11 protein-coding genes and 1 pseudogene are annotated in these 16,987 nt (G+C 36.3%); 7 read left to right on the top strand and 5 right to left on the bottom strand.

The genetic code is table 11. From position 1 onward, the window contains the following. Positions 1-136: 136 nt before the first annotated feature. The gene (locus tag NST21_RS26635) at positions 137-1,309 is read right to left on the bottom strand and encodes a CDP-glycerol glycerophosphotransferase family protein (RefSeq protein ID WP_340892214.1); all 1,173 of its coding nucleotides are present in this window, start codon (positions 1,307-1,309) and stop codon (positions 137-139) included. Continuing rightward, on the bottom strand, positions 1,302-1,700 hold the full coding sequence (tagD, locus tag NST21_RS26630; protein ID WP_201187419.1) for a glycerol-3-phosphate cytidylyltransferase: 399 nt from the start codon (positions 1,698-1,700) through the stop codon (positions 1,302-1,304). Before tagD ends, NST21_RS26635 begins: the two co-directional genes overlap by 8 nt. 1,324 nt (positions 1,701-3,024) lie before the next feature. Between tagD and NST21_RS26625 the strand changes: the two genes are divergently transcribed. The 4 genes and pseudogenes from NST21_RS26625 (at position 3,025) to tagH (ending at position 9,626) form a co-directional block, all read left to right on the top strand. Beyond that, positions 3,025-6,348, top strand: a complete 3,324-nt coding sequence (locus NST21_RS26625; RefSeq protein ID WP_340892209.1) for a CDP-glycerol glycerophosphotransferase family protein — start codon at positions 3,025-3,027, stop codon at positions 6,346-6,348. Between the two features lie 438 nt (positions 6,349-6,786). Further along, a pseudogene (locus NST21_RS26620) lies at positions 6,787-8,010 on the top strand (CDP-glycerol glycerophosphotransferase family protein); the annotation flags it as partial. 3 nt (positions 8,011-8,013) lie between these two features. Further along, positions 8,014-8,811: an ABC transporter permease gene (locus NST21_RS26615; RefSeq protein ID WP_340892207.1), complete on the top strand. Its 798-nt coding sequence runs from the start codon at positions 8,014-8,016 to the stop codon at positions 8,809-8,811. Between the two features lie 17 nt (positions 8,812-8,828). Beyond that, entirely contained in the window at positions 8,829-9,626 is a 798-nt protein-coding gene (gene tagH / locus NST21_RS26610; RefSeq protein ID WP_340892205.1) for a teichoic acids export ABC transporter ATP-binding subunit TagH, read from the top strand. A 15-nt stretch (positions 9,627-9,641) separates the two neighbouring features. Here tagH and NST21_RS26605 read toward each other — a convergent pair whose 3' ends face one another. Genes NST21_RS26605 through NST21_RS26595 form a run of 3 tightly spaced genes read right to left on the bottom strand, consistent with a single transcriptional unit; the run spans position 9,642 to position 13,816 of the window. After that, complete coding sequence (locus tag NST21_RS26605) at positions 9,642-10,832, bottom strand: glycosyltransferase family 4 protein (protein WP_340892203.1); 1,191 nt, start codon at positions 10,830-10,832, stop codon at positions 9,642-9,644. 25 nt (positions 10,833-10,857) lie between these two features. Beyond that, entirely contained in the window at positions 10,858-12,381 is a 1,524-nt protein-coding gene (murJ, locus tag NST21_RS26600) for a murein biosynthesis integral membrane protein MurJ (protein ID WP_340892201.1), read from the bottom strand. Positions 12,382-12,385: 4 nt separating this feature from the next. Further along, positions 12,386-13,816: an O-antigen ligase family protein gene (locus NST21_RS26595; RefSeq protein ID WP_340892198.1), complete on the bottom strand. Its 1,431-nt coding sequence runs from the start codon at positions 13,814-13,816 to the stop codon at positions 12,386-12,388. 110 nt (positions 13,817-13,926) lie between these two features. Between NST21_RS26595 and NST21_RS26590 the strand changes: the two genes are divergently transcribed. From NST21_RS26590 to NST21_RS26580, 3 genes are all read left to right on the top strand, one after another. Further along, a complete protein-coding gene (locus NST21_RS26590; protein WP_340892196.1) occupies positions 13,927-14,670 on the top strand; it encodes a WecB/TagA/CpsF family glycosyltransferase in 744 nt (247 codons plus the stop codon). A gap of 27 nt (positions 14,671-14,697) precedes the next feature. Further along, positions 14,698-15,792 carry a glycosyltransferase family 4 protein gene (locus NST21_RS26585; protein WP_340892672.1) on the top strand — a complete coding sequence of 365 codons (1,095 nt, stop codon included), beginning with the start codon at positions 14,698-14,700 and terminating at the stop codon, positions 15,790-15,792. Positions 15,793-15,871: 79 nt separating this feature from the next. Next, complete coding sequence (locus tag NST21_RS26580) at positions 15,872-16,933, top strand: glycosyltransferase family 4 protein (RefSeq protein ID WP_340892195.1); 1,062 nt, start codon at positions 15,872-15,874, stop codon at positions 16,931-16,933. Positions 16,934-16,987 lie beyond the last annotated feature (54 nt).

Here is a 16,987-nt window from a genome sequence, read left to right as displayed (position 1 = left end):
AAATTTCGTTCCTTTTTTAAATGTTTGTTTATTTGAACTGATTGTCGATGGTTTATTTACATAAAAAAAACACTCCGTGTTTTACGGAGTGGTTGCTCTATTTTTATCGAAAATCAGAATTTATCTAATGATTTTCTTATTTTGAATTGTGAAAGAGAAAATCTACTAACTTTTCACTTGAATTTCCAGTCGAGTATTGATTCCACTTTTGCTTAAAGGGCTCAATTTTTTCTATAGAATAATCAGCGTTCCGGATTTTTTCAATGAGCTCTTCATTGGTAGATACGACCGGTCCGGGCATGGAAGAGGAATAATCCTCCCAAAATCCGCGCTCTTTCTCGTACTTTTCTAAGTCATAAGCGAAGAAAATCATTGGTTTTTCTAAATAAGAAAATTCAAATGGAATCGAAGAGTAATCCGTAATTAAAAGATCCGTGCTAATTAACAGTTGGTTCACATGAAAATCACTATGGACTGGATATACGAATCCGGGAAATTTATGTTGTAAATCATGTTCTGCTTTTACAGCCGGATGCAGTTTCAACAATAACGCGTAATTTTCGCTTTGCAGTTCTTTGTAGAGTAATTCTAAATCGAGTGCAATTTCCCCGGTGTTTAAGCCATCATTTCGAAATGTGGGGGCATATAACATGATTTTTTTATGCTCGAGCTCAGGAAACATGGCTAACAACGCTCTACGTGCAGTTTTTTTAGATTCATCATTAAAGAAGAAATCAGTCCGAGGTATCCCAGTTCTAAGAATATGGGATTTCTGCAATTGAAAACTTTCCTGAAAAATTTCTGCCATTTTCTCGGAACCTGTTGTGACATAATCGAATTTTTGATATACTTCCAAAAATCTTTTTCTTGCACCGGCAGAACGACTTTTAATCGAAGGATCCTTCGATCCGAATTGCTTAATGGCACCGGCCGCATGCCATACTTGAACACAAGTCACTGTCTTTTTAAATGTAGTGGTTGAAAGAAAACCAAAGTAATTATCAATGATAATTACTTTGGAAGTAGCCAGGTGATAAATCGACCGAATCATGGCGATTATATTTTTCGTTTCAAACGGAAGGACGATGGTGTTTCCATCGCCCTTCACTTGTATATGACTGCTCGATTTCATTAAAAACACTTTTTGTACAGCAAGGTTCTGCTTGTCCATTTCATCTGCAATGTACTGACAATTGTCCCCGAAGGATGTGACAAAGGTTGTTTTATCAGCTAATGGAAAAAGTTTAAAGATAGAGAATAGCACTTTGAAGCAAAATAAATAAATCCCTATCGCGAATTCTTTAGCCATTTGTAACTTGTAAAAGGTCATCTTTAATTTGAGAAGTAGAGATGCCGATTGTTCTTGGCAGGTATACAACTTCACAAACTTCAGCCAGTTCATCGAATTGGCCTTTCCAGTCATCTCCCATGACAAAAATATCTACACCTTCACGAACGATATCTTCTCTTTTTTGTGCCCAATTGTCTTCCGGTATAACTTCATCCACGTAGCGAATGGATTCAAGAATCATTTTTCTGTTTTCAAAGCTATGATAAGCTTTTTTATCTTTTAGAGCATTAAATTCATCCGTTGAAATAGCAACGATTAGATAATCTCCTAGGTCCTTAGCGCGTTTTAATAGATTGATATGGCCCCAATGAAGCAAATCAAAGGTTCCGTACGTGATTACTTTCTTCATATTTATTCCTCCTGTACAAGTATATTTATTTATATTTATTAAGAAAAGGTCGAATTAGGATATTTTAATGAGAAGCATAAAGGCGAACAATTGGACGCATTATATATATGAATATGAAGTTTTTTTGTTTTAATAATGCTTCACTATCTAATTATAACGCAAAATTTTTACAAATAAACCACAAAATTTTTACAATATTAATAAATAATTAGTTTATTAGATAACTATTCATTAGTTTAACAATTTTTAAACCTGTTAGGACAAGGAAAAAGTACAATATTCCAATAAAATACATAAATAAGTTAAATTCTTAAATATCTATTATATAGTATCTTTTGGTTATTTTGGTACTCGAAAATGTGTCAGTACATCTTCATTAATTTTTTTATTTGGATACTGTTAGGTTTGCAGTTAAATCTATTTTAGAAAGAGGTGATTAAGTTATAAGTACAACCAGTAGGGGAACAATAACATTCTTGTTTCGAGTAATGGCGAGTTGTTAGCAACAAATTTATAAGGTGCATTGTAATCTTAAGCGCAACAACTAGAAGCAAATAATTCGTATACTATAGCATTCTACAAGAGAAGTTGGTGTCATTTTAAATCGCTATTCTTTCTGTATTGCGCGTGAGTAAAAATGAAATTATGGTTTATATGATAAACAAAGCAGCCAGGAGGTCCAATAGCGGAATATAGGGTCATAAATAGCTTAGCTTGTATACATAGTGGGAAATATTATTTAGTCCTAGCTTGAACAGACTCACGTAAAATTGCTTTATAAATGGTCTTCTGAACAATGTGGGAACTATCGTTTAAAAACAAATTTACAACTGCTTTATCAATGGAAGCTATGTGCCAATTGCATTTCGTCTTGAGACAGAAAGCAAGCTGAGAGATTCAGGGTACCCTTTGTGTCTAGTTGAGTAAAGGCAAGGGTTATAGTACAACCTTTATAGACCCAAAATGCCTATTCACCAAGTTGTCACGTGCAAGATGGACCGCTATACCTACATCCAGCTTCGTAGGAAGAATAATTCTGAGCAATAGAAAAGATTTGGAAACCCTTGTACATTTTGTTAATATGTAATCCATTTTGCTGTTATATCAAAATTATTGCACATAATACTTCTATATAATGTATCCCCTAGCATTGACCTAGTCGTTTTGAAACATGTCATAAGCTATAATTCCTCAAACCTTCCTGAGTTATGTAAAGATAGTTTACCTTATTAATTATTGAGAAAAACGTTAAAAAAGTTTATGATTTTAGAGTGTAAAATTTGCAAATGATTTATTTTAAATAATTTGTTATAGGTGGTCTACAATGATAAATAAGCTTCTTAGAAAAAGGAAAGTGAAAAAATCTCCTAAAATTAGGTTGAAACAGAGTCTGACCATTGTCCAAGAAAAAGATATTCTTTTGATTAAAGGAGAGTTTTCAAAAGAATATTATTGCGCAAAAGAACTTTGGCTTCATTCAAGGGAAAATGAAGTTAAAACGATAAAAATCGCTGAAACTTCATCTAATTTTGATTTTAAAATAAATCTAAAAGATTTAAACCAAAACTTACAAGAGTCGGAACCAATGATTTATGACTGTTATATCAAGGTTTCCGTGCCTGTTGAAAAACTGAGCGAAAAAACAATCCTTAAAATTGAAGATAAAGCCGAGTATGTGGAGGTAGGCGACGAGTTATATATCGAATATTTACTTCGTCTAGGGCGTTTTCAGGAAACTTACATTGATCAATTAAGTTTTTTCACATATGAAGATAAACAAAGTATTTTCTCTATAACTAAAAAAGGTAATCTATCTCTTCACTTCAATAAGGTACCTGGCACTTCAGTAAAATCCCAAATTGAAAAATTGACCTATGAGCCAAAATCAATGCTTATCAATGGGCAAATTTTTACTAAGAATTCAAAGATTCTTTCAGGTGAAGGTATAGTAAAAGGAAGACAAAGTGAAAAAGAATATCAAGCAAATATATCCTTTATTTATAACCAGGAAGTTAATATTAAGAAATATGGGTTGAATCGTTATATATATAATATCAATTTAAATTTAGAACAATTAGTCGATGAAGATTTGACAGATGATATATTTGATATTTATATGAAATTGAATTTGCACGATCAGGAAGAGCCGAAAATGGTACGGGTTGGTAGACCAACAACAAGAACTAAATTATTTACAAGACAAACCAGTGTTGTCAGAGATAATACAGTTGCTGTAGTCAAACCATACTATACCTTTAAAGCCTCAAATTTATCTTTAGAAGTGTTTAACTTCCCTGTAGATACCTACCAATATTTAAGAAGGGAAATGCGTTGGGGAAGATTCTCGGGTTTATTTAAAAAGAAAAAAGATGTCTGGATTATTGGCGAAAGAACTTATAAAGCTCAGGATACTGGATATCATTTTTTTAAATACATGAGGGAAAATCATCCTGAAAAAGAAGTGTATTATGTGATCGAGGAAAAATCTGTGGAAGCTAAGAACGTAGAGCCTCTAGGTAATGTACTCTATTTCAAGTCAAGAGAACATATTAAAAAGACCTTAGAATCGACACGTGTTATTTCATCACATCATCCCGATTATTTGTATCCTCTAAGAACATCTGCTTTTAAAAGGCGGGTTAAGGCTGTTAAAGTTTTTCTTCAACATGGTGTTATGGGTACTAAGAATATGGTAGCTAATTATGGGAAAAATGCAACATCAGGCTTTAATACGGATATTTTTCTAGTAAGTTCAGATTTCGAAAAGAATATGATTGTCACTGATTTTGAGTATAACGAAAATGAAGTGTTTACGACAGGACTCTCGAGGTTTGACTCCTTGTTTAAGAATGATGTTTTAATGAAGCGACAGTTGCTGATTATTCCAACTTGGAGAGATTGGATTACATCTGATGAAGCATTTTTGGAAAGTGAGTATTTTGAGCGTTATCAGAAATTAGTGCACCATTCGGCTTTACACGAACTTTCTAAAAATTACGGTTTTGAAATCATTTTTTGCCTGCACCCTAATATGCAAAAATTCACGCCTTATTTTAAAGATGCTCCAGTTAGGGTAATTAGTCAGGGAGAAGTGGATGTTCAAAGGCTAATTAAGGAAAGTGCGATTATGATAACGGATTATTCAAGTGTTGCCTTTGACTTTAGCTTCCTGCATAAGCCAGTGATTTACTATCAATTTGATAGAAATCGTTTCATAGGGAAAAGACCATCACATTTGGATTTAGATAATGATCTTCCAGGTGAAATCGTTAATGAATTAGATGAACTGATCGTTTTTATTGAAAAGTATGCCAAAAATGATTTTACCATGGAGAAAAAATATATAGATAAAGCTAACCGTTTTATTAAATATCGTGATGTTCATTCTAATTCAAGAATTTTCGAAGTGATTCAAAATGTTAAAAAAGAAGAAAAGGTATTAGAGAAAATCTATAATCATCCAATATTTAAATTCTTATTGAATCGGTTCAGGAAGAGTGGAGTTTATTTCCCTGTAATGAAAAAGGCATATAAAATTATGTCTAAAGTTCTACCTATTGACCGTAACCTTATTCTTTTTGAAAGTGGAATTGGAAAACAATTTGCAGATAGTCCCAAATATATTTATGAAGAACTAGTGAAAAGGGATAATAACTATAAAAAAATCTGGGTTTATAATAGTAATTTACCGATAAAGGATAAGAATACCAAGCGAATAAAACGTTTAAGTCCTGAATATTATTATTATTTAGCTAAAGCAGGCTATTGGATAAATAATCAAAACTTTCCTACCTATTTAAGTAAAAGAAAAGAGACGACTTATATTCAGACGTGGCATGGTACACCTTTGAAAAAGATGCAATTTGATATAGAGAATATTCAAGGAAGAGACGATGAATATTTAAATCGAGTGCATAGTGCAACAAAGAATTGGGATTATTTAATATCACCAAGTCCATATGCGTCCAAGGCCTTCAAAAGTGCATTTCGCTATGATGGAGAAATATTAGAAACGGGATATCCTAGGAATGATCTGTTTTATAGGGAAGATGTTTCAGTCATTGCAAACTCTGTAGCTGGTAAATTGAAGTTGCCAAAAGGAAAAAAAGTTATTTTATATGCACCTACATTTCGAGATAATCAAACATCTAAAAACAATAAATTCATTTTTGAGTTGAATTTAAATTTGGAGAGAATGAAAGAAGTTCTTGGAAATGAATACATCCTATTATTAAGGATGCATGTTGTTATTAGTAATAAATTCCGTATCCCAGAAGGGTACGAAGATTTTGTTATGAATGTGTCCAATTATTCAGATATACAGGAGCTCTATCTGATTAGTGATATATTGATTACGGATTATTCTTCAGTAATGTTTGATTTTGCTAATACAGGTCGACCTATTTTGTATTACACTTATGATTTGGAAGATTACAGAGATAATATTCGTGGATTCTATATGGATTTTGAAAAAGAAGCACCAGGTCCATTTTTAAAAACCACTGAGGATATTATAGAGTCTATTACCAATATTGATGAAATAAACATGCGTTACAGAAAAAGGTACAGTTTATTTAGAGAGAAGTATTGTGGAATAGAGGATGGTAAAGCAACAAAGAGAATCGTTGATAAATTCTTTGATAATTGATTTACTATTTCTAGGTAAGATAAAAAGGTCTCTTTGGTTGCTGTAGCATACAATGCCGAGAAGTTCATTAGATCAAACCATTGAATCGGTAATTAATCAATCTATAGAGATCAGATTGAATTATAATCATAGATGATTGATTTATGGAGGATCGCATTGGTGATTTCATAATGCTATTTGAATGGTTAATGCGAGATTCTAATAAAAATGTCGAGTTTTTGACAACAGTGGCAAATAATTTGGGACTAGCATTAAAGCCTTTGGAGTAGCCGTTAAGTGTACACCAAAAATAAGCTCTCCCTAATATGGGCGAGCTTATTTTTAGTCCGGAATATTTTCAGAAGTAGTTTGTTGAGTAGGAGAGATTCTGTATTTTCTGGGTTTAAGCATTCAACCACTACTACTACTTAATAAACAGGGAGATAAGATATGTTAAATAAAAAAATACAAATCCCAAGTAAACCTTCCTTTTTATCAGCGTTTAAAAATATAGTTAAAACCATTTTTTTTAGAGGATATAAATTCATTTTTGGCATAGCAGCGAAAGTGCTTCCAGTCGACAAAAAGCTTGTTATTTTTGAAAGTTTTTTAGGGAAGCAATACAGTTGTAATCCTCGTGCAATATATGAATACTTGCAGTGTCACCATTCTGAATATAAAATGTATTGGAGTGTAGATAATAGGTATACCGCTCAATTTGAAGAGGCAGGTATTCCCTATCTCAAACGTTTTTCACTTAGTTGGCTACTTAAAATGACACGCGCTCGTTACTGGGTAACGAACAGCAGGTTACCGCTTTGGATTCCAAAGCCGAATCACACGGTTTATTTGCAAACGTGGCATGGAACTCCATTGAAGAAACTTGCGTCAGATATGAAGGAAGTTCATATGCCTGGAACGACAACGGAAAGTTATAAAGAAAATTTCCATGCCGAATCAAGTAAATGGGATTATTTAATTTCTCCGAATGCTTATTCAAGTGAGATTTTTGCTCGTGCCTTTCAAGTTGAACCTTCTAAAATACTGGAAACGGGTTATCCGCGTAATGATTTACTGTACAATGGGAATAATCGTGATACAATCGACTCATTGAAACGGAAGTTGGGTATACCATTAGAGAAAAAGGTTATTTTATATGCCCCTACGTGGAGAGACGATGAGTTTTATAGCAAGGGAAAATATAAGTTTGAAATAAAACTGGACTTGGATCAAATGAAACAGGAATTAGGGGATGAGTATGTTATTTTGCTCCGTCTTCATTATTTAATTTCTGAGAACTTGGATGTATCGGCGTATCAAGGTTTTGTCTACAATTTATCCAGCTATGAAGATATCAATCATTTGTATCTTATTTCAGATTTATTAATAACTGATTATTCATCAGTTTTCTTTGATTACGCAAATTTAAAGCGTCCGATGTTGTTCTATGTATATGATATTGAAAATTACAGGGACAGACTTCGCGGGTTTTACTTTGATTTTGAAGCGATGGCACCAGGTTCGTTAGTAAAAACGTCTGATGAGGTCATTGATAGCATCAAGGCTACGGAGTTTGGAAATGCTGTAGGATCTAATCAATTTCATGAGAAGTTTTGTGCGCTCGAGGATGGCCAAGCTTCGCGCCGTGTCGTAGAAAAAGTGTTTTTAGGAAGGTCTGTGTAATATATGAGTTCAGCTTTGACCGTTTTAAAAGAACAAATCAACAATTTTTATTTGATAAGGCGTTTGTCTGCTTACGAGATGAAAAGCGCTAACAGCAGTAACTACCTAGGAATCCTGTGGGAAATCATCAATCCGATGATTCAAATTGCGATTTATTGGTTTGTATTCGGGTTTATAATGGTTAATCGTGGCGAGGGGTTCCTTCCATGGCTGATGGCAGGGATCGTTGTTTGGTTCTTTGTGAATCCGACAATAACCCAGACGTCTAAATCTGTCTATTCCCGGATGAATATGGTGTCCAAGATGAGTTTTCCAATGAGTGTTATTCCTTCTTATGTTATTTTTGCTAAGTTGTATCAACATCTCATGCTGCTTGGTATCATCATCATACTTTTAGCGTTTACGGGTTATCTCCCGACGTTTTACATCATACAACTGCCTTACTATATTGTTGCGACAGTGGCTCTGTTATTTTCATTTGGATTAATTTCTTCCACCTTATCAACCATTATTCGTGATGTTCACAATATAATACTTTCATTAATGAAAGTCTTGTTTTATTTAACACCAATCCTTTGGGTATTAGATGCTAAAGATCATCCAGTAATCGTTAATATCATGAAGCTAAATCCTCTATATTATATTGTTGAAGGGTATCGAGCTTCGTTATTGGGGGAATCATGGTACCTAATAGTGAATTGGGAATATACGCTTTATTTCTGGGCAGTCGTAATCGTCTTATTTTTGATAGGTTCCTCGCTGCATGTTAGATTTAGAGATCGCTTTGTTGACTTTAAGTAAACTGGAAGTGAGAATAGATGGAAAAATCGGTAGTTGTCAAAAACGTAACGAAAAAATATAAATTATATAATAAAAACTCAGAAAAATTGATGGATCTTCTTTTGCCTAAAAGCTATGGAGAAGAGTATTATGCCCTTAGAAATGTAAGCTTTGAAGCGGAAAAGGGAGATGTAATCGGATTTGTCGGGGTCAATGGTTCCGGAAAATCCACATTGTCCAACATTATTGCTGGTATTATCCCGCCCACGGATGGAAATGTTCAAGCTAACGGGAAAACAGCTTTAATCGCTGTTTCATCAGGTCTTAACAACCAATTGACAGGTAGAGAAAATATCGAATTGAAAATGTTGATGCTCGGATTCGATAAAAAGCAGATTCGCGAACTGGAGCCTGAAATCATTGAGTTTTCAGAGCTTGGCAAGTTCATTAACCAACCGGTGAAATCTTATTCAAGTGGGATGAAGTCAAGGCTTGGATTTGCCATTTCCGTTCATATTGATCCAGATATCCTGATTATTGATGAAGCCTTATCAGTTGGGGATAAAAACTTTGCTGAAAAGTGTTTAGAGAAGATGAATGAATTTAAGGAAAGAGGCAAAACGATGTTCTTCGTCAGCCATTCAATCGGTCAGATGAAGAAATTCTGTCAAAAGGCGTTATGGCTTGAATATGGAGAAGTAAAAGCCTACGGCCCCATCAAGGAAGTTATGCCGCTATATGAAGCATTCTTGAAAGAATATAAAGCAATGTCTAAAAAAGAACAGAAAAAATACCGCGAAGATCAAATGAACAAGCGTAGTTCTACAACGGTATAAAAGTGACAGGCAGACTCAAGTATTGGGTCTGCCTGTTTTTGAATTCACCACTTCTTGGTAAGCCTTCTCAAACCGCTCGGCAGCGGCTAGATGGGAATACTCATTTTCAATTTTATATCTTGCCTTTTCGGCTAGTTTTGCAGCTCGTACTGGGTCACTAAGCAGAGTAGAGATGGCTTGAGATAGTGCTTTGATGTTTTTCTCCTCCACGAGCAAACCATCTTCTCCATCAGAGAGAATTTCCTTGAGGCCTCCGACTGCACTTGCAATAACAGGTGAACCGGAACTCATCGCTTCCAACGCAGATATGGAGGTCGCTTCTTCTACCCCATGAGAATGAACGCTTGGGATGAGTACGATATCTGAAGCACCATACAGGTTTTGCATTTTCTCGAAAGGCACTGAACCTAGGAATAGTACTGAATCTGTTAATTTGAGCCTGGTTATCGTTTCTTCAAGTTGGGCTTGCTGTTCTCCTGTCCCGGCATAGACTAATACAGTGTCATGATGATTTTTCAGTACCTCGGGAAGAGCCATTATCGGATAAATAACGCCGTTTTTTTCTGTCATTCTTCTAGGAACAAAGAGCATCTTTTTATGTAAGGGGATTTGAAAGACTTGTCGAGTTTCATTCCGGTCGGTGGTTTCGGGTTTGAAAGCAGCCACGTCAATGAAATTCTTAATTGTTTCCGCTTCGATATGTGCTAAATGGTTAATATAGTCTTTAATTCGGTGATCGACGGTTACTACTTTTGCAACAGACTGATAGGCTTTTCTTTCAAAATCGCGAATGATTAAATCTTCCATACTGTCAGGGGAAATGGCCCCCCTGCTAACCGCCTCAAATGAATAATACCCATGGACTGTTTCCACAGTTGGGATTCCTGATTCAATGGAGGCAAGCGTTGCGAAAATATCCTGTGCATTAATGACATCATACTTTTTTTTCAAACTTTTAATAGAAGAGGTCAATAACTTCAGACGTTGTCGGTCATTGAACAGCTGCCCGCTCCCGTGTTTTACTTTATTTAATAAAAAACCTGGAGCCTGGGCGAGCAACTTTTTCTTGAATGAGGGTAATTGTGAGAAAGACAAAATGTCCACGCTATGACCTCGTGAATTCAATCCCTTTTTTAACGTGGTGATATGACTTGATAGGCCCCCTTCATGAGGGTAGGAAAATATCGTTGTTATTAATATATTCATATCCGCACTCCGTTCTTTTAAATGACTACTTCGATCTAATCTTCCACAATGCATGTAGACTACTTACTTTAAAAAGCATGGAAAATAGGATATATAACCCGAATACCATAAGGGAAACTATAACTAATTCCACAAAAATGGAGAACCTTAGCGTAAAAGGATGGATCCATATAGCAAGTCCATAGATGAGAGCTCCGATTATGATTAGCTTGCTACCTTCTTGAAAAACATCAGTAAATACAGCTTTGTCAGTTTTTTTTGTTTTTAGCCACAAGAAGAAGAATAGGTAGAGAGATTGCAGGAGCATGGAAATACCTGAGGCTAAGGCGATTCCGCCGACACCGAGAAAACGTGAAAGTGCCCAGCTGAGCAGGACATTTAGTAAAACAGCAATCAGGCAGGAATACATAGCCACCTTTGTTTTTTTTAAGGCGTAAAAGGCGTTCATCAAATAATCTCTTAGTGCAAAAAACGGGAGACAAGCTGAATAAAAGAAAAATGCTGCATAAGTTGTTTCTGTTGCGGACGCATCAAAGGCACCGCGTTGAAAAGCCAGAGCGATTAAGCTGTTTCCACTGATCAACATGACAATCATAAAAGGAACAGCTAAGAATAAAAGGGACTTCAATCCTTTTAAGGTTAAACTAAGGAAAGATTGATATCCTTCTATAGCGCGTTCGACAATCGAAGGATATAAAACGGTAATCAGCGGTGTGAGGACAATGCTTAGTGGCAACCACAATAGCCGATTCGCATAGTTCAGGGCTGATACACTTCCAGTCTCGAGCGAGGTGGCAATAATCCGGTCGACGACACTATTTAATTGGATGGCCAAAGCCGCAATGATAATAGGATAAAAGGTGATAAGCGTATTATTAATTTGCTGTTTGTAAGGCCGAAAGGAAAAAATCGGACGAATCTGGTATTTTCTTAATGATGGATATTGAATAATAAATTGGCTGGCAGCACCAAACACAAATCCCCAGGCCAATCCTTTCACCCCAAAGGGAGCAGCGAACAATACGGTAGCTACTATAATGACTGTATTTTGGGCTGTTGAAGTAAAAGCTGGGAGTAGAAAACGCTGATTCGCATTTAATACTCCTGTCGCCATGTATGCAAGCGTGAAAAAAAGTAAACTCGGCAGCATAATCCTGGTTAGAACTTCTGTTAAAGCAAGTTCGGAACCCGAGAATCCAGGGGCCACCATCATAACGAGCGGCTTTGTGAAAATCAGGCAGGCAATGGTCATTACGACGGCTACTAGCATAAAAAAGGAACCTAATACGCTGATGAATTCATCAGCTCTCCTTGGATTTTCCGCTTTTTTCTCCAGGTAAATAGGAATGACACCGGCCTGAAGACCGCTGCCGAGAGCTGTAAAAAGAATGGTAGGAATTAGGCTGGCCACGAAAAAGATGTCTGCCGTTGATGATGCTCCGAAATAGGCGGCAATGATTGATTCCCTGCCGAAGCCAAGGACTTTTCCAATGGCTGCAATGATAGTGACGAGCCCGACCGATTTAACAACATGTGAAAGAGTAGGCATATGTTCAATCCTTTAAAAAGATGTCCTTGTGTAAACAAAATCCTAAACAACTATAAAAAATAAGGGTAAACGTTTTATCCTCAAGAATATTGTAAAAAAGTCCAGCTATTAGTGCTGCTATCATCAAGCAGATGGTGAAGACTGCTGAAGTGCCATTGCTTGTTTTAATGATTTTACGAAAGGTTAAAAGAATAAATACGAAAACTGATAAAAAACCGAGCAACCCTGTTTGGACAAGAATCTGAATGTATTGATTATCAGTATACATCCTTTCACCAATCTGGTATTCCTGATAAATCGGTGAGGGGAAGGAAAGGGTGGCTGAATCTCCGAATGTAGCAAGCCCCGTACCAGCTATGGGATGATCCATAAAAATTTCAAGCCCTTTAAAAACGACATATAACCTGCCCCATTCTGTACTTTGATGAAGAGTCTTATCAGAGAACATGTCTGAGAAACGATTGGAGAGGGCATGTTCACGTTCGGAAATAGGAGTGCTGCCAATTGTCATATTTTCCATTGGAACCGATGCTGACAGCTCCACTTTGCTTGAAGTGAATAGAACCGGGTAATATATGAGAAGCAGACCGCAAACAAATGACCCTAAAGCAAATTTGAAAAATGTTTTATTTTTAGTCCAGATGGTAAAGACAAGCGTTGCGATTCCGAAAGCGATCATCGTCCCCCGTGAATAGGTGAGCAGTAAAGTTCCGAAAATTAAGATGGATGCTAGAAAGACCGAGAACTTATATTTCTTTAACGCTTGAAAGAGGAAGAAGCTAAAAAACAACTGGATGCTTAAAAATAAAGCAAAGACATTAGGATTGGCAGCTGCACCATAAATCCTCATTCGATTTGTTGAGGAAAGAGTCCACATTTCCCAAGCATGAGGCAGTAAGATGGAACGAGAAAAGATTTTCTCCAATAAGCCGTGAAGGCAAAGGACGATTGTAAATAGTAGGGTGACCTTCAAAAAGCGAAAGATATCCTTTCTTTCTAGATTTAATTCACCGATAATATAGAGAAGCAAGAAGGTCACAAGTATAGCTCGGAGTTCAAACAGAATTGGAATGAGACCCACCCCGGTTAAAACCGAGGCAACTACACCAACTAAACAATACAGCCAGAACGGTAAAGTGAAATGATACTTCGCAGTTGACCATTCTTTCTTCTTAAACTTTTCAATAAGTAAAGAAATAAATAGGCAAAGGATAATTAGGTCTCCTGTATAGGTTAAGCCGCTATTCAGTTCCATAAATAAGGGACGGGCTGGGAAATAAATGAATAGAATTAATATCAGGTTTTTTTTATTTATAACGATAAAAATTAGCATCAATGCCGTCGCAGTGTAGCCGACGATAGGGTGAGGTACTGCTAATGAGAAGAGCAGGCACACAATTAGAATGGGTAACGAAAGTTTTTCAAGAAGCTTCAATTGTTCAACCACCTTTGAATCAAAATTACGTTATATGATTTGTATGAAAAAATTTCTTGAATAATACCCGACCCTATAGATGTATAGTACATATGAAAGGCTGAAGAGATATGACTGAGAAATATGTGGAGATATTGTCCATACCATTTATTGATAGCAATATGGATGAATTTATAAATCAGATGATCTACCCAAGATTAATGAATCAAGAAAAAACGTTTGTCGTTACGGCAAATCCTGAAATTGTTGAGTATGCAAATGAACATCAGGATTATAAGGACATCATTACATCGGCTGATTACATTACACCGGATGGCGTTGGTATTATTATGGCCTCAAAATGGCTGAATCAACCATTACAGGAGCGGATTACTGGGTTCGATTTGATGAATGAACTGTTCCGGATTGCCGATGAGCAGGCTCTAAAGGTATATCTGCTTGGAGCTGAAGAATCCGTGATTGAAACAGCTGCTTTAAAGGTTCAAGAGAAATATCCGGGTATCGAACTTGTAGGATACAACCATGGATACATTGATATCAAGGACGAGTGCTTGGCAAAGTCCATAGCGGAACTGGAACCCGACATTATTTTGACTGCCTTGGGCTTCCCTAGGCAGGAAAAGTGGGTTTCTATGCACTATCCCTTATTTAAAAAGGGATATTTTATGGGAGTTGGAGGGAGCTTTGATGTTCTCGCAGGAAAGGTGAACCGCGCTCCTGTCTTATGGCAGAAGGTGCGTCTTGAATGGTTGTACCGACTAATCCAACAGCCTTCCCGATGGAAACGGATGCTTGTGCTGCCGAAATTTGTATTAAAGGTTAGAAGGAAAAGGAAGAGGTTACAGCGTTCCTAAACATAAGGAGTGAACTAGGTGAAAATCATGCACTTAAACGCTGGTAATGAAACTGGCGGCGGTATGTTTCATATTCTGTCCTTACTTAACCAACTAAATAAAGAGGAATGCCTTCTTGGTGTGTTTGAAAAAGGTACTCTGTACCGGCAGGCTGTGGCATCTGGGATTCAAACTGAAATTTTCAAGCAACATTCTAAGTATGACCTTTCGATATTGAAACCTTTACGGGACTTTATCCGTCTAAATAATATAGAGATCATCCACACTCATGGTCCGCGTGCGAATATTTATGGAGCTTTATTAAAACGTCTCGTAAAACGCCCCTGGGTTCTTACTGTGCACAGTTCCCCTCAGCATGATTTTTTAGGTATGGGTGTAAAAGGGAAACTATTTACGAGCTTGCATTTAAAGTCATTTCAGCATACTGATCATATACTGGCGGTTTCAGATCGATTTAAGCAAGACTTAATTAGTCAAGGGATTCCCTCAACCAAGATCACCAAGATTTTAAATGGTATTAACTTTGAAAAGAAATTAGAGGAACCCTTTCAAAGAGAAGACTTTGGGTTTGTGGCTGATGATTTTGTTATCATTATGCCTGCTAGGCTTGAACCTGTAAAAGGCCATGAATTTGCCTTAGAGGCATTAAGTCAAGTGATATCGGAGTTTCCGCATGTAAAGCTGTTGCTTGTGGGTGAAGGCAGCAGAAGACTGGCTTTAGAAAAGATGATTTTGGAAAAAAAATTAACTAATCACGTGTTCTTTTTAGGGTATCGTAAAGATATAGAAAAGCTCTATCCCTTGGCTGATGTCACATTGTTAACGTCTTTAAGCGAGAGTTTCCCACTTGTTTTACTTGAAGGGGCAAGGGCAGGTCTGCCTGCAATTACAAGTGATGTTGGCGGTGTAAAAGAATTAATTCCGGATGAGAAATTTGGCTGGATAACAGAGATTGGGCATGTCACCCAATTGAAATTGGCTATCTGTAAAGCAGTAGAATTAAAAAAATCCGGAAACCTGACAAGGTTAGGGACAGATTTACAAAAATTTGCAAAAAACAACTTTTCTATAGAGATTTTAGCCGAAAACGTATATAATGTTTATTTGAGGATGAAAAAATAAATAAGTTATTATAAATATACGTTTTCATATTGATTGTTAAGGGTATAAGATTTATGTTGAAGAATAGAGGTGGTTCTTGATGTTTATAGGGGCCTTGTTGGTAGCATTTTTATTGTCCATTTTTTTGACTCCTTTTGTCGGAAAATTGGCGGTTAAATTAGGGGCTACCGATAAACCTAATGAGCGAAAAGTGCATATTAAAATTATGCCGCGCATGGGCGGTTTAGCTATATTTTTGAGTTTTTCCATTACATTCTTAATTTTTACCTTAATTTTTACGAATGACTTTTGGAAGCAATTGCCTCTGCTAGTAGGTGCTCTTGTCATCATATTAATTGGGATGGCGGATGATATATATGAATTAAGAGCTGCACCTAAGTTTTTGGGACAGATTTTAGCTGCTCTCATTATCGTGTTATGGGGCGGTCTTGAAGTTGAATTTATCAACTTGCCATTTTTTACTGACACACTTCAGTTTGGCATTTTCAGTGTCCCTATTACCATTTTGTGGATTGTGGCGATTATTAATGCCATTAATTTAATAGATGGCCTAGATGGTCTTGCGGGTGGAGTATCCACAATTGCATTAGTGACGATTGCTACGATGGCCCTTATTAAAGGGGATTCATTTGTAGCGATGGTTGCATTGACTGTGACTGGAAGTACCCTCGGCTTTTTGAAATATAATTTCCATCCTGCAAAGATTTTTATGGGAGATACAGGAGCGTTGTTCCTAGGTTACATCATCGCAGTACTGTCCCTGCTTGGATATAAAAACGTTACGATGATTTCCTTAATTGTACCGATTATCATTTTAGGGGTTCCTATTTCAGATACATTTTTTGCGATTATCCGCAGGATTGTAAATAAACAGCCGATATCAGCTGCTGACAAATCACATTTACATCACTGCTTGTTAAACCTAGGATTTACTCATAAGCAGACTGTACTTCTTATTTACGCTTTAGCTGCTTGCTTTGGTTTAGCTGCCATAATCTTTACATTTGCAACAATGTGGGGAGCTTTGATTCTTGTAGCTGGCCTCTTATTGATTATAGAAATTTTTGTAGAAAAAATTGGACTGGTCAGCTCGAATTATCAGCCTTTGCTGAAGATGCTTAATTTTAAAAACAAACCATAATTGCTTTAGTGCATAGAATACTAGATTATTATTCTCTATGCAAAGCTCAATAAA

The organism is Peribacillus sp. FSL K6-1552, assembly GCF_038005205.1.
Classification (GTDB): Bacteria; Bacillota; Bacilli; order Bacillales; family DSM-1321; genus Peribacillus; species Peribacillus butanolivorans.
Note: the sequence above shows the minus strand (reverse complement) of the source record. Positions and strands in the feature narration are given on the sequence as shown.

Excerpts from the sequence above, each read along its gene's own strand:
- NST21_RS26635 (WP_340892214.1), bottom strand. The coding sequence starts at position 1,309 with ATGGCTAAAGAATTCGCGATAGGGATTTATTTATTTTGCTTCAAAGTG.
- tagD (WP_201187419.1), bottom strand. The coding sequence starts at position 1,700 with ATGAAGAAAGTAATCACGTACGGAACCTTTGATTTGCTTCATTGGGGC.
- NST21_RS26625 (WP_340892209.1), top strand. The coding sequence starts at position 3,025 with ATGATAAATAAGCTTCTTAGAAAAAGGAAAGTGAAAAAATCTCCTAAA.
- NST21_RS26615 (WP_340892207.1), top strand. The coding sequence starts at position 8,014 with ATGAGTTCAGCTTTGACCGTTTTAAAAGAACAAATCAACAATTTTTAT.
- tagH (WP_340892205.1), top strand. The coding sequence starts at position 8,829 with ATGGAAAAATCGGTAGTTGTCAAAAACGTAACGAAAAAATATAAATTA.
- NST21_RS26605 (WP_340892203.1), bottom strand. The coding sequence starts at position 10,832 with ATGAATATATTAATAACAACGATATTTTCCTACCCTCATGAAGGGGGC.
- murJ (WP_340892201.1), bottom strand. The coding sequence starts at position 12,381 with ATGCCTACTCTTTCACATGTTGTTAAATCGGTCGGGCTCGTCACTATC.
- NST21_RS26590 (WP_340892196.1), top strand. The coding sequence starts at position 13,927 with ATGACTGAGAAATATGTGGAGATATTGTCCATACCATTTATTGATAGC.
- NST21_RS26585 (WP_340892672.1), top strand. The coding sequence starts at position 14,698 with ATGCACTTAAACGCTGGTAATGAAACTGGCGGCGGTATGTTTCATATT.
- NST21_RS26580 (WP_340892195.1), top strand. The coding sequence starts at position 15,872 with ATGTTTATAGGGGCCTTGTTGGTAGCATTTTTATTGTCCATTTTTTTG.